At 56.1% G+C, this 12548-nt stretch carries 13 protein-coding genes; 3 read left to right on the top strand and 10 right to left on the bottom strand.

The window, feature by feature from the left end; translation table 11 throughout:
- Positions 1–65 precede the first annotated feature (65 nt).
- Genes M5B44_RS21115 through tssA form a run of 9 tightly spaced genes read right to left on the bottom strand, consistent with a single transcriptional unit; the run spans position 66 to position 6751 of the window.
- Entirely contained in the window at positions 66–491 is a 426-nt protein-coding gene (locus M5B44_RS21115; protein ID WP_248740384.1) for a hypothetical protein, read from the bottom strand.
- On the bottom strand, positions 488–703 hold the full coding sequence (locus M5B44_RS21110) for a hypothetical protein (RefSeq protein ID WP_248740383.1): 216 nt from the start codon (positions 701–703) through the stop codon (positions 488–490). Before M5B44_RS21110 ends, M5B44_RS21115 begins: the two co-directional genes overlap by 4 nt.
- A gap of 56 nt (positions 704–759) precedes the next feature.
- A complete protein-coding gene (locus tag M5B44_RS21105; RefSeq protein ID WP_248740382.1) occupies positions 760–1173 on the bottom strand; it encodes a hypothetical protein in 414 nt (137 codons plus the stop codon).
- Positions 1170–2138: a DUF6402 family protein gene (locus tag M5B44_RS21100; protein ID WP_248740381.1), complete on the bottom strand. Its 969-nt coding sequence runs from the start codon at positions 2136–2138 to the stop codon at positions 1170–1172. The genes M5B44_RS21105 and M5B44_RS21100 overlap by 4 nt, the downstream gene beginning before the upstream one ends.
- Positions 2139–2195: 57 nt before the next feature.
- The gene (locus M5B44_RS21095) at positions 2196–2720 is read right to left on the bottom strand and encodes a PAAR domain-containing protein (RefSeq protein WP_248740380.1); all 525 of its coding nucleotides are present in this window, start codon (positions 2718–2720) and stop codon (positions 2196–2198) included.
- A gap of 11 nt (positions 2721–2731) precedes the next feature.
- Positions 2732–3139, bottom strand: coding sequence for a type VI secretion system baseplate subunit TssE (gene tssE / locus M5B44_RS21090; protein WP_102688426.1), 408 nt, complete (start codon positions 3137–3139; stop codon positions 2732–2734).
- Between the two features lie 9 nt (positions 3140–3148).
- Complete coding sequence (tssC, locus tag M5B44_RS21085) at positions 3149–4624, bottom strand: type VI secretion system contractile sheath large subunit (protein ID WP_085708829.1); 1476 nt, start codon at positions 4622–4624, stop codon at positions 3149–3151.
- A 28-nt stretch (positions 4625–4652) separates the two neighbouring features.
- On the bottom strand, positions 4653–5156 hold the full coding sequence (tssB, locus tag M5B44_RS21080) for a type VI secretion system contractile sheath small subunit (RefSeq protein ID WP_003229587.1): 504 nt from the start codon (positions 5154–5156) through the stop codon (positions 4653–4655).
- A 32-nt stretch (positions 5157–5188) separates the two neighbouring features.
- Positions 5189–6751 (bottom strand): type VI secretion system protein TssA, encoded by a 1563-nt coding sequence (gene tssA, locus M5B44_RS21075; RefSeq protein ID WP_248740379.1) that lies wholly within the window; start codon positions 6749–6751, stop codon positions 5189–5191.
- A 717-nt stretch (positions 6752–7468) separates the two neighbouring features.
- Here tssA and tssI point away from each other — a divergent pair.
- From tssI to M5B44_RS21060, 3 genes are all read left to right on the top strand, one after another.
- Complete coding sequence (gene tssI / locus M5B44_RS21070; protein ID WP_248740378.1) at positions 7469–10810, top strand: type VI secretion system tip protein TssI/VgrG; 3342 nt, start codon at positions 7469–7471, stop codon at positions 10808–10810.
- Positions 10803–11492 carry a DUF2931 family protein gene (locus M5B44_RS21065; protein WP_248740377.1) on the top strand — a complete coding sequence of 230 codons (690 nt, stop codon included), beginning with the start codon at positions 10803–10805 and terminating at the stop codon, positions 11490–11492. The genes tssI and M5B44_RS21065 overlap by 8 nt, the downstream gene beginning before the upstream one ends.
- A gap of 83 nt (positions 11493–11575) precedes the next feature.
- The gene (locus M5B44_RS21060; RefSeq protein WP_248740376.1) at positions 11576–11971 is read left to right on the top strand and encodes a hypothetical protein; all 396 of its coding nucleotides are present in this window, start codon (positions 11576–11578) and stop codon (positions 11969–11971) included.
- Positions 11972–12100: 129 nt separating this feature from the next.
- Here the strand turns inward: M5B44_RS21060 and M5B44_RS21055 are convergent, their stop codons facing one another.
- Positions 12101–12376 carry an HU family DNA-binding protein gene (locus tag M5B44_RS21055; protein WP_003213368.1) on the bottom strand — a complete coding sequence of 92 codons (276 nt, stop codon included), beginning with the start codon at positions 12374–12376 and terminating at the stop codon, positions 12101–12103.
- Between the last annotated feature and the right edge of the window lie 172 nt (positions 12377–12548).

The raw sequence follows: 12548 nt of genomic DNA, 5'->3' as shown, positions 1-12548 counted from the left end.
TGACACGAGGTAGCCCACAAACAGCCATAGGGCCGTAAGTAGCGCCAGACGGCGACCTGAACTGATCATGCGGCCACCTCTTGCGTAGCACTTACAGTCGATGTCTGGCGCATTAACGCGCGCTTTTCCAGGCGCAGTTCAATGACCTGCGTGGCCAGGATCGCCAGCAACGTGACGCCACCTTGGGCCACGGTGTAGAACAGCGCCCGCAGCGGGTTGGCGGGTACCATCATGAATAGAATCCAGGCGACCATCAGCACGAGCAAAACGAGTTTTGCCCATAGGTTCGGGAAAAGTGCGGCCAGTGCGTTCACCGCAAAAAAAATATAAATGAACATGTAATGAGCGATGCCGATGCCCACACCACGGGTGGTAAAGCCGCCATTGAATGCTTTGTAGGCAACGACCACTGCGTCGTTCAGGAAAACGTATGCAATGCATCCAACAGCATGGAGAGCCAGGTTCATGGCAACGCGGGCGTAGATGTTCATGCTGGCTTCACATTCCCGAACCAAGTGCCTGCACCATGAATTGCGACGACAGATGCCAGGACGAAGTAGGTCAGAAAACGATGCCAGCTCGACTGGCGGGCACGCCGACTCAATGCTGTTAAGCACAGAATCAGGCTCAGGAATGCCAGACAGCCGAACAAATCGCTGTCAGCCACTCCGGCCAGATACCCCTGCATGCCCATCGCACTCATGATTACCGCTCGCTCACGTTTTCAGCTGACATCGCCATACTGTTAAAAACCAACCTTCAATTTTCCAAAACCTTGTAAGGGGTATTGCTAATGAAGAAATCCATCCAGTGTTTTCGTGGATTGGACAATGCCAGCGTGAACTGCTTACTTCTCTTGCTGAACGCAATGAAGATAACGCCCACAGTTTCTTCATCCTCATCCGCACTCATATCCAACGAAACATCTGAAAACAGAGGAGTACGATAAACACGACCAGGGTCATTCAAGTCTGTGAAACGCAAATAAACTGAATCTCTCGGAGTTAAAATCGAACCCGCAGGAACAGACTCTATAAGGTACTGTCCGGACGGACTTTTTTTCGAGACATCAGATGCACGACTCAAAACACCATTTACAACAAAGGCAACAGCAATTGCCAAACTGGCAAAAAGCGCTGCAAAAATTATAAAAGCCTTACGCCATGAATTCATTTTAAAAGGACCTCAATAGGCGCGACTGATACACTTTCGTACAAGATGTCCGAATAAACGCGAAAGTCTCCGCCTTTTTTATTTTGATCCCGATAATCACGAAAATCACTATTTTGAACAAGCATGTAATGCTTGCCTTCCAGTTCTCTATAACGACGTATGGCTTCTTCTTTTTGCTGAGGGGACTGCTGCCCCGTGACCTGCTTGTACGTGGACTCGGCCACCACAGAATTCATTTCGGCAGCCAGCTTGGCGTTTGTTTTAAAACCGACGGCGGGATCAGTAATCAATTTATCAAAGTTCCAGTAGCCTAGAACCTGACTAAAAAGAGCAATGCCATCATTAAAGTCGTAAGCATCTTCAATATAGAAACCAATTTTTGATGGCGTAAATACAATGCTCTTGCCCGTCACGACTACTGAGCCTTCGGCAATGACACGCAAATTGAAGTTAGCGAGTGCTGCTCGAAGCTCGTTTACGTCATCAGCCCCGGTCTGCTCGAACTCGACAACTTTATTGTTGGAGTAACCAAATTTTTCAGCAGCACTGGCCACCCCATTAAAAGCCAGTGGATAACAGCCGGGAGCACTATTGGAAAAAGCCTTGCGCAATCTCTTCTTTATCAGATCGGTCCCAAGGGGACTATTCCAATTTGCCTTGAGTTGTTTGAATGCGGCATTTGCACGCTCAAACCCAAGGACCCAACTCATTTTCACTATGGACTCTTCGATGTATTCTGCCGGTGCAAAAGTTTCATGCCTTTTGACAGCATCATCCATCCCACCACTTTCGTTTGGCCATGGTTTGCCATTGAACCAATGGACCATCAGATCCGCTGCAACAGGCCATTTGAGTTTTCTCATCGTGTTCGGAATATCAGTAATATTGAACTGACGTGCAGTAGCAGTCTGGCCGGACTTGTTACTCGCCGGAGTCATTGTCGTTGCTACTGTCGTTGCAGCCATATTCATATCCCTCTGATATCACTTCACGCAATCCTCGCCAGCTTTAAAGCTCAACAACTAAGCGAGAATAATCCTACTCTGTGGCTGTATGATCAATTCAACTGCTTCTGCGGTAACGGAAAACACTTTTTGAGTTTTCCCGTCGGCACCTGTCACACCGTTTATGATTTTCCCCGAAGCTGTTTTAAGTGTGTATTCCACCCCGGCTAACGGCTTGCCTGTCTCTTCGCAATTGATCACGAAGTGCTCGTTAAATGGCCATTTGAGTTCAACCGGCAACGGCGGCACAAACGGTGCCGGCGAATGCGAATTGCCGATAATCACCGTCCCGGATCCAGCCGTGACTTTATTGCCGTGAGAACCAACCGAACCAACGGTGGCAGCCGGCTTGCCATTGATCAGAACCGTCGTCGCCAGATCGCCGACCAACGCACCACCACACGCCGAAGCATCGCCCTGGCGGGCGGCCGCGAGGCCGTCAAAGAACACGTCGCCGGAACCGGCGGCAATCGGGTTGGTGCCGTGGCCGGGGAGCGGGCAAGCGGTGGGGTCGGATACGCGTGCTGCGGGTTTGCCAGACATCGGGGGTCTCCTTAGGTGACCTTCACTTGACCGCTGCCATCCAGGCGCGCGGCGAAACTGACCTGACGCTTGAAGCCCTCGACTTCCAGCAGGCCTTCGATGCTGAAGGCCAGGCGGAGCTGGTCGTGGTCTCGCGGCAGGGAAATGACACGCACGTTGCTCAGGCGCGGTTCGTAGGCTTCGATGAAGCTTTCGATGGCCAGGCGGGCCTGACTCAGGGAGTCGTGCAGGCTCAGGCGCATGTCATTGAGATCGGGCAACCCGTAGTCGGACAGCGTTTGCACGCTGCCGGCCCGGGTGCTGAGCATTTTGGCCAGATGGGCAGCCACCGACGCCATGGCAGAAGCCTCGAGGCTCTTGCCCTTGCGTAGTTCCGCATCGCCGTTGAGGCGTTCGAAAAGGCTGCCGTATCCGTCCATGAGTCGCTCTTACTCTTTGTCCAGCTTGCCAACCAGCGACAGGGTGAAATCGGCACCCATGTACTTGAAGTGCGGACGCACGTTCAGGCTGACGCGGTACCAGCCCGGCTCGCCTTCAACGTCGCTGACGATCACTTGCGCAGCGCGCAGCGGACGACGGCCACGTACTTCGGCGCTCGGGTTTTCCTGGTCGGCCACGTACTGGCGGATCCACTTGTTCAGTTCCAGCTCGAGGTCGGTACGCTCTTTCCACGAACCGAGTTGCTCGCGCTGCAGCACTTTCAGGTAGTGAGCCAGGCGGTTGACGATCATCATGTACGGCAGTTGGGTGCCGAGCTTGTAGTTCAGCTCTGCAGCCTTGCCTTCTGCGCTGATGCCGAAGAACTTCGGCTTCTGCACGGAGCTTGCGGAGAAGAACGCCGCGTTGTCGGAGCCTTTACGCATGGTCAGGGAGATGAAGCCTTCCTCGGCCAGTTCGTATTCACGACGGTCGGAAACCAGAACCTCGGTAGGAATCTTGGTTTCGATTTCGCCCATGCTTTCGAAGTGGTGCAGAGGCAGATCTTCAACGGCGCCGCCGCTCTGTGGGCCGATGATGTTCGGGCACCAGCGGAACTTGGCGAAGCTGTCGGTCAGCTTGGTGCCGAACGCGTAAGCGGTGTTGCCCCACAGGTAGTGCTCGTGGCTGTTGGCAACGTTTTCCTTGTACACGAACGATTTGACCGGGTTCTCTTCCGGATCGTACGGGTTACGCAACAGGAAACGCGGAACGGTCAGGCCAACGTAGCGGGAGTCTTCCGAGGTACGGAAGCTCTGCCATTTGGTGAATTGCGGGCCTTCGAAGTGATCTTTCAGATCCTTCAGGTCCGGCAGGCCGGTGAAGCTTTCCAGACCGAAGAATTTCGGGCCGGCAGCGGCGATGAACGGCGCGTGGGACATGCAGGATACGCTGGCCACGTACTGCATCAGTTTCACGTCCGGCGAGCTTGGGGACAGGTAGTAGTTGGCGATGATCGCGCCAACCGGCTGACCACCGAACTGGCCGTATTCAGCGGTGTAGATGTGCTTGTACAGGCCCGACTGCATCACTTCCGGCGAATCTTCGAAGTCGTCCAGCAGGTCATCCTTGGAGACGTTGAGGATTTCGATCTTGATGTTTTCGCGGAAGTTGGTGCGGTCGACCAGCAGTTGCAGGCCACGCCACGACGATTCCAGCGCCTGGAAGTCCGGGTGGTGCAGGATCTCGTCCATCTGACGGCTGAGCTTGGCATCGATCTCGGCGATCATGCGGTCAACCATGGCTTTCTTGACCGGCTCACCGTTGTTCTGCGGCTTGAGCAGCTCTTCGATGAACGCCGACACACCGCGCTTGGCGATGTCGTAGGCTTCGTCGTCCGGCGTCAGGCGGGTTTCGGCGATGATGCTGTCGAGGATGCTGTATTCGCCGTTTTCGGCGGCGTTCTGTTGTGCTGCGCTAGTGCTCATTGTGTTGGCTTCCTTGGCTGCTGTGGGCTCAGGCGTCCGGGGCTGCGGCGTTCAGGCCCAGCTCACCGAGTACGCGACCGCGGGATTCGTCGTCGGCGAGCACGCCTTCGATGGCTTTACGGAACGCAGGTGCGTTACCCAGCGGGCCTTTGAGGGCCACCAGCGCATCGCGCAGTTCCATCAGTTTTTTCAGCTCAGGCACTTGCTCGACCAGGCTGGCCGGGTTGAAGTCCTTCATGGAGTTGACGCGCAGTTGCACGGCCAGCTCGTCGGCCTCGCCATCTTCCTGCAGACGGTTCGGCACGCTCAGCGTCAGACCCAGCTCTTGCTTGGCCAGCACTTCGTCGAAGGTCATCTTGTCGATGCTGATCGGCTTGCGATCCTCGATCTTGCGATCGTCCTTGCGGTGGGTGTAGTCACCGATTGCCAGCAGCTTCAGCGGCAGTTCAATCTCTTCCTGAGCACCGCCGGTGGCGGGTTTGAAGGTGACGTTGATGCGTTCCTTGGGGGCTACCGAGCCTTCTTTGGCCATGGCTTTTCTCCTTGCGGTTGTGGCCCTGGGGCCTATTCGAGTACCACTTCGAGGTCGAGGTGGCACAGCCTGCGATAAATCTCTTCCTTGCGTTCACGTACGGCATGGTTCTGCGGCAGCAACTCGCAGCAACTGTGCAGCAGGTGCAGCACTTCCAATGCAAGATCGGGCTCCCAGGCGTGCAGGCCTGAGTCCTGTAATGTCTGATCGAGGGTTTCGAGCTGGTTCTTGGCGAGTTCGTATTTCTTGGCCAGGAAGCACAGCCGCGCGAGGGCGAACTGCCAGAAGAAGCGTTCGCGGCCGCCATGGGCGGACTGCAATCCTTGCTTGAGGATCTGCACCGCTGGCTTGAGGCCTTCCTTGCGCAGGATCGGCTGGACTTCTTCCAGGGCCTTTTCCCAGGCCGGCTGGGTTTCGGCGTTCTCGGTTTCGGCCTTGCGCGGCGCGCTGGCGCTTTGCAGGTGCGGCATCACGTTGCCGGCGATCCACGCGCGGGTGGACGGATCGGCAAACGGCGCGCCGTCATGGAAACGCAGCTCAATGATGCCGGGCAGGCGCTGAATCAAAAGCGCGAAGTGGATTTCCACTTCGCGCATGGCCAGCTCGGCGTTGAGGTTCTGGAGGCATTCCCAGACCATCCTCTGGCCATCGAACCAGAACGGCGCCTTCGCCAGGCTCGCCTCCAGTTCCACCAGCAGGTCGGCGTATTTGCCCTGATCGAAACGGTCCTGATACTGCTTGAGTTTGTCGACCGGAAGCCCGCGCAGCACGGTGATCTGCTCGGCGTTTCGCTCGGGCACTGCGTCGATGGTCATCCACAGCAAAGTGCGGTTGAGGCGCAGGGCGCGCAGGTCGGTGGCCTTCTGCTTGAGCCACCAGGCGCACAACGGGCGGGCGCTTTCCTGCTGGGCGCGGAGGGCCTTGTGGGCTTCTTTCTCGTTGTCGATGGGTGCGCCCGGCGCCAGCAACTGGCTGGCAGCCTGCTTGACCTGAGCCACCGCCGCGCCCACCACGCCGGGGGCCGGCTGGTTGTCGGCGGCGCGCTGGATCATGGTTTTCAGGCGGCGGGAGAGCGGCAGCAACAGCGGCGCATCGTCCCCCAGATGCTCGGTGCAGGCCGCGTCGAGACCGGACAGGTGCTCGGACAACTGCCGGAACATCGGCAGCTGTTCCTTGATCGCGATGTTCTCGGTGATCACCTGCTCCAGACGCGGCACCAGCCAGCCGATGGCGGCGGCCCGGGTACGGGGCTTGAGCGGGTGAACGTCGGCCCAGTTATTTTCCGACAAGTGGTGCAGCAAACCGAGGCCGGCGAGCAGCCCGGGGAAGGATTCACGCTGGTAGAGCGACCAGGTCAGCCAGGCGCCGACCCGCAGATCCTTGGATTGGGTACGCAGCAGGTTTTCGCTGTTTTCGCGGATTTTCAGCCAGTCGACCTGCCCGCTTTCGTGCATCGACGAGGCTTTGGCCAGCTCGCTTTCCAACGCCTCGAATTCGCTCGAGAAACGAACGTCTTCGCCCGCAAAATTCTCTTTGGAAACAGAGACTTTAGCGAGTTCGAGGTAATGGGCGGAAAGTTTGCTTGAGTAGGACATCCATGGCCTTTATTTGGATTACGGTCGTGCGCCTATTGGAGTTGCAGCGGCGCGGGGACAGTATCGAAGAGCATTGGGGAGACTCATCCAATTGAGTGTGTGCTCTTTCAAGTGCGCGCATCGTAATCACAATGATGGCCACTAGCAAGCATCCGATTAAACAACAAGACGAACTGTTCATTGGGGTGTGTAGGAGATCGCCCTATATGTCGCAGGGGTTTCCCTGATATCGGTTTATATTTCACATTTTCGGCCTGCTGCCCCGTAAGCATTGATCTAGAGCGCCCAGTGAAAGCCAGCAACAGTGGTGGCACGGCCGTTCCATAAATACGGATGAAAGCATGACAAAAACGGAAAAAATTTGAAGTAGGACGCTTCCGAAAATACACGCTCATCTATTAACAAATGGCTGGCGACAACTGCAAACAATAAAAGTGCCATCAAATTGATGGCAATTCATATGTTGGATATTGTTGGAATACCTGCACAGACAGGACTATCGCAGGGTTTCCTTATCGCCTTGAATCACTTTCCCACAGGCATTTCCCACAACCCTGGCGCTGTTTTACAACGCGGAATGTTCCGACTTAAACCAGGGACTCTTCTTACATAAATTTGTTTCACGCCTTGTTAGCGTGCCGGGGAATGTTCGCGTGCGCTGACCAGGGAGGGTTTCGACATCACGCCAAATTTCCCTCTCTGCTTAAGGACAAGCGTATGTCTGGAGCTGTCAGTTCTGCGCGCCTTACGCTGCAGATTCCCGCCGTTCGCAACGACTTCAAGGTGTTGGCTTTCGAGGGTTCCGAGGCCGTCAGCACGCTTTATGCCGTCAAGGTAGAACTGGTCTGCGAGGTTCCTGATTTCGACATGGAACCTTTGCTTGGTCAGCCGGCGTTCCTGCGCTTCGGACTGGATGGCGAAGGCATTCACGGGTGCATCGAGGATGTACAGGCCGGCGAGTCGGGAAAGCGCCTGTCGCACTATGGCCTGACACTGGTTCCAGTCCTCCACTATTTGCAGTTCAGTCGCGATCAACAGATTTTCCAGAACCAGACTGTCCCGCAAATCATCACCCAAGTGCTCAAACGTCACGGCATCCTTGCCGATGCATTCAGGTTCCATGTCCAGACCTTGCCACCACGCGCGTACTGCACCCAGTACGGTGAAAGCGATTTCGAGTTCATCCAGCGCCTGTGCGCCGAAGACGGCATCGCATGGCATCACCAGCACTCGGTGGAGAGGCACTTGCTGGTGTTCACCGATGACACGGTGTTCCTGCCGACATTGCACGCAACAACCTACCGGCACGACAGCGCGATGGTGGCGGAGCACCCGGTGGTCCACCGGTTTTCCTGGCACGCCCGAACACGTACCAGCCGCGTCACCCGTCGGGACTACGACCTGAAGCGCCCGCACCTGTTGCTTGAAAGCCGATTTGTCGCCGATTTCACACCCGGACTTGAGGACTATCGCTATCCGCTGGCGATGGAGAACGAAAAACGCGGCAAACAACTTGCCCGTCAGGCCCTGGAACGCCATCGCGCCGATTATGAAACGGCCGAGGGTCAGAGCAACCAGCCAACCCTGCGCTGTGGCCACCTGTTCGAATTGACCGAACATCCCCGCAAGCAATGCAACGGGCTGTGGCAATTACTCGAAGTCACGCACACCGGGCGACAACCTCAAGTTCTGGAGGAGCACGCTACAAACGAATCCACTACTGCAGACGGTTTTACCCAGGGATATCGCAACAGCTTCCGCGCCATACCTGCCGAAGTGGTTTTCCGCCCTCAACTGCCTGCGCGCCGGCCACCGTTGGTGAGCCAGACGGCTCGGGTAACCGGGCCAAAAGGTGAAGAGATCTACTGCGATGAGTTCGGTCGCGTGAAGATCGAATTCCACTGGGACCGGGCCGAGCTGAACAGCGAACGCAGCAGTTGCTGGGTACGAGTGTCGTCGAACTGGGCCGGAAACGGTTTTGGCGCAATGGCCCTTCCCCGCATCGGAATGGAAGTCGTGGTGACCTTTCTGGAGGGCGACCCCGATCAACCACTGATTACCGGTTGCGTGATCAACAAACTCACGCCCGCGCCTTACAGATTGCCCGAGCACAAGACCCGCACCGTGCTGCGCAGTCGCAGCTCACCCGACACCGGCGGCTACAACGAACTGACGCTAGAAGACCGTGCCGGCCAGGAACTGGTTTACCTGCGCGCCCAACGCGACATGGAGCGGCAGATCCTCCATGACAGTCGACTGGAAGTCGGACGCGATCGACGGGAAAGCATCCAGGGCAGCAGCCAGACATCTGTCGGCAAGGTCCTTGCCGCCGAGGCGGGACAGCACGTGCAGATCAAGGCCGGTGCCAATGTGGTGCTGGATGCGGGCGCCAGCATCACGCTGAAAGCGGGCGGTCATCACATCGTGATCGACGAGGGCGGGATCTTCAGCAGTACCGAGATTGTCATGGGCGACGAGGTATCCAGGGATGAATCTGCCAAGCGTTTTGCGTCGCAGGCCACGGGTAATCCGGCAGCGGGACAGACGAACGCCTCGCAACCCTCCCCAGAGGAAAGCGAGCTCGAAGAAGAGGAAGAAGAAGTCGAGCTGGAGGATGAAACGCCTGCCGGGATTACGTTGAGGATTGGCGTGTTTTTCGATGGGACGGCGAACAACCTGTTTAACAGCGAACACGTAAAGGGCTGTCATGCACGAGATGTAAATCTGGAAAAAGAAGCTGAGGACATTCAAAAGTTCTGCCAAATGAACGGATATGACGCGAAGGGCAATGCGCCGGATAACAGCTATGGGAATGACACCAGCAATGTGGCGAAATTGTTTGGGTTGTATAGAGATGACCAAGTTCGGCAACTGAGTGAGGACGAAACTATCGGGTACATCCCGATCTACCTTGATGGCATCGGCACCAGCAGGCATGAAGGTGACTCGACCCTTTCGCAAATAACCGGCACAGGTGCACAAGGAATAGTGGCGAAAGTTCAACAAAGCCCGGCTCGTATCCTAGATGGGATTCGCCTTTTCGAGTTGGCGAACCCGACCCGCAAGATTAAGGCAGTTCAATTCGACATCTTCGGCTTCAGCCGCGGCGCCGCAGCGGCGAGGCACTTTGCAAATGAAGTGTTAAAAGGCGAGCAAAGCCCATTGGCCCGTCTCATCCCGGCAGACTCTCCGCTATTTCTTGAGGGTTTCTCCTGGCGCGCCAACAGCGATTCCAGCATCAACTTTATCGGCATCTTCGACACGGTTGCCGCCGTAAGCAGTATGGCTGACGGCGATTTCAGCGCTCATGACGCCAACAACCCCGGCATCAACCTGTATCTGGCGCCCGGCATGGCGAAGAAAATCGTGCATCTGGTTGCCCAGGACGAGCGTCGCCACAACTTTTCGCTCAACAGCGCCGGCAATGCCGACATTGTGTTGCCAGGCGTTCACGCTGACCTGGGAGGCGGATATCTGCCGGGTTTCGTCGAACGGGTACTGCTTGGCAAGCCGCGCTGCAGCCGCGATGTGGATTTTAATACCCCTTCGTCGGCAACCAATGCTTATCGATTGGCTGAACAGGAACTCCGTCGGCTTCAGGACCAATTGCGGCTTTATGGGCTACCCCTTCAAGTGAAAACCTGGGCAGTGGAAACGGTCAGTAACGTCAAGGGCGACAGGCGAAAATCAAAAAATGTGTATGCGGCAGTCTATTGCGAACGCATCGTGCGCAATGATCTGTCCCTGATTTACCTGCGAATCATGCGGGAGTTGGCGACCCGGAACGGTGTCGAGTTCGAAACGATTAACGAAGAAACTCAGAGTTACGCGTTACCAGAAGAGCTCATGGGTATTGCCCAAAAATTGATGGCTTATGCACTGGGCGAAACCCGCAATACCGGCCTTGGCCTGAACGAGCATGCGGTACTCGCTCAACGCTACATCCATCTGTCATCCAACTGGAATGCTGCGAAGGGTTTGAACGAAACCGAATTGAGCATCCTGTTTATCAATCGTCCTGCCGAAAAGTCTATTCGCGTGGTGCACCCCAATGCGTGAGAACTCTTACATGCTCAAGATGGGCTTCACATGGATATTGGTTGTCTTGCTGGGCGGCTGCACATCCAGTGGCACAAGTTCACTGCCTTATGACGGCTGGATGCTCAGGTTCTTCACACCCGACTACATGGAGGCCTGGATCGAAACTGCCGATGTCGTGGACGTAAACAAACGCGTATTTTTGGAGGCAGCCTGGGGAGTTCCAGCGTTTGTCTATCCTCGACCGCACAGCAAAGGCGTACCCACCACTTTTCGTGGGCAGGCACCAGGATGGCCAGAACATCCGGTAGGCAAAGGTCGACGTGTCACGGGGGCCGCGCTGCCCTATCTGGTTTACGTCCGCTGGCAGTCCATGGCCGAACCACAAACTTACAGAGCCTTCATAAAAATCCCGGATTCAGTGCGCCAGACAATGCTCAAGGGTGAGAGAGCTTTCTGTAGGGCAGACGGCAAATGGATCACGGATTACCGAAATATGATGGTCATCGGCCTCGCGCCAGGCGGCATCACCAAGGTCTGGCTTGGCGGCCAGTGTCTTTTGTCGACCGAGGTCATGCGGGTCCAGGGCAAGGTCTATCCCAAAGGCCCCTACGATGGCAAATCCAACGGAAGGCACAGGGAGCTCTATGAAGAATCCAAGGCCTACATCGAAAAATACGGTATCCCGTACGAAAGCTGGTAAGGCATCCCCCCTCCAGTCACTCGCCGTTTGCAATCGCTGCACAAAGGGATCCGCAAGTAATAAAAGGGAGCGTTAAAAGCATCATGAGCGGTAAACACAATAAACAATCAATATCGGGGATTGGATGCGCTCTGGTTGTCATGCTGACGCTCACAACCAGCACCTCTGTTCGAGCTGAAGGCTGTGTTGGTATTGGATGCCTGGTGAACGGTGGTCCCCTGGAGTTCTCAATGCTGACGGGTATCGGCTTGCTTCTCACAGTAGCGGGACCATTCATTTCAACTTCGGAGGCCAGTGCAAATAAATCCTCGAAACATTACACCCAGGCCTTGATAGACGATGCAGCTACGCATCTGGCGACGGAGGGCGAATACGAAAGCCCCATACTCGAGTCCGAATGGCATAAATACCTGAAATCTTATGGACACCAGCCAAGCAAGAACGAGTTCGCCAGAATGGTGCTGGCCACCTACGGGTAACCGGCCAAGACAAACGCCATTACGATCTGCCAAGACCGGCTCGGCTGGTCAACAGCCAACAAAAATGGGCATCCGACCGCAATCGAGATGCCCATTTTTTATTCCGCTCCCCGCTACGCGGGCTGTGGATTACGGATTGACGCTATCTTTCAACGACTTGCCCGGCTTGAACGCAACAGTGTTGCTGGCCTTGATTTTGACGGGTTCACCGGTTTGCGGGTTTTTACCGGTGCGGGCACCGCGATGGCGTTGCAGGAAGGTGCCGAAGCCGACGAGCGTGACGCTGTCCTTGCGGTGCAGGGCGCCGGTGATTTCTTCGAGGACGGCATTGAGAACGCGGTTGGCCTGCTCTTTGGTCAGATCCGCTTTTTCAGCGATTGCAGCGGCGAGTTCTGGTTTACGCATTAGTGAAGCCCCTTTGAGTCGGTTTTTTGTTGTTATGTCCGTGCTGCTCTCGTTGGAACAGCGCCCAAGGCGCCGCAGGCTCTACTCTGCGGCAGACGGGAGTGAGAATGGCACGCGGATAAGGGCGGCGCCAGTCTCCCCGCGACCTTTGTGGGGGCAAAAGCGGGGTGAT

The sequence above is a fragment of the Pseudomonas sp. MWU12-2029 genome (assembly GCF_023242425.1).
Lineage (GTDB): Bacteria > Pseudomonadota > Gammaproteobacteria > Pseudomonadales > Pseudomonadaceae > Aquipseudomonas > Aquipseudomonas kribbensis.
The sequence above is the reverse complement of the archived record's forward strand: the minus strand, read 5'-3'. Positions and strand labels throughout refer to the sequence as shown.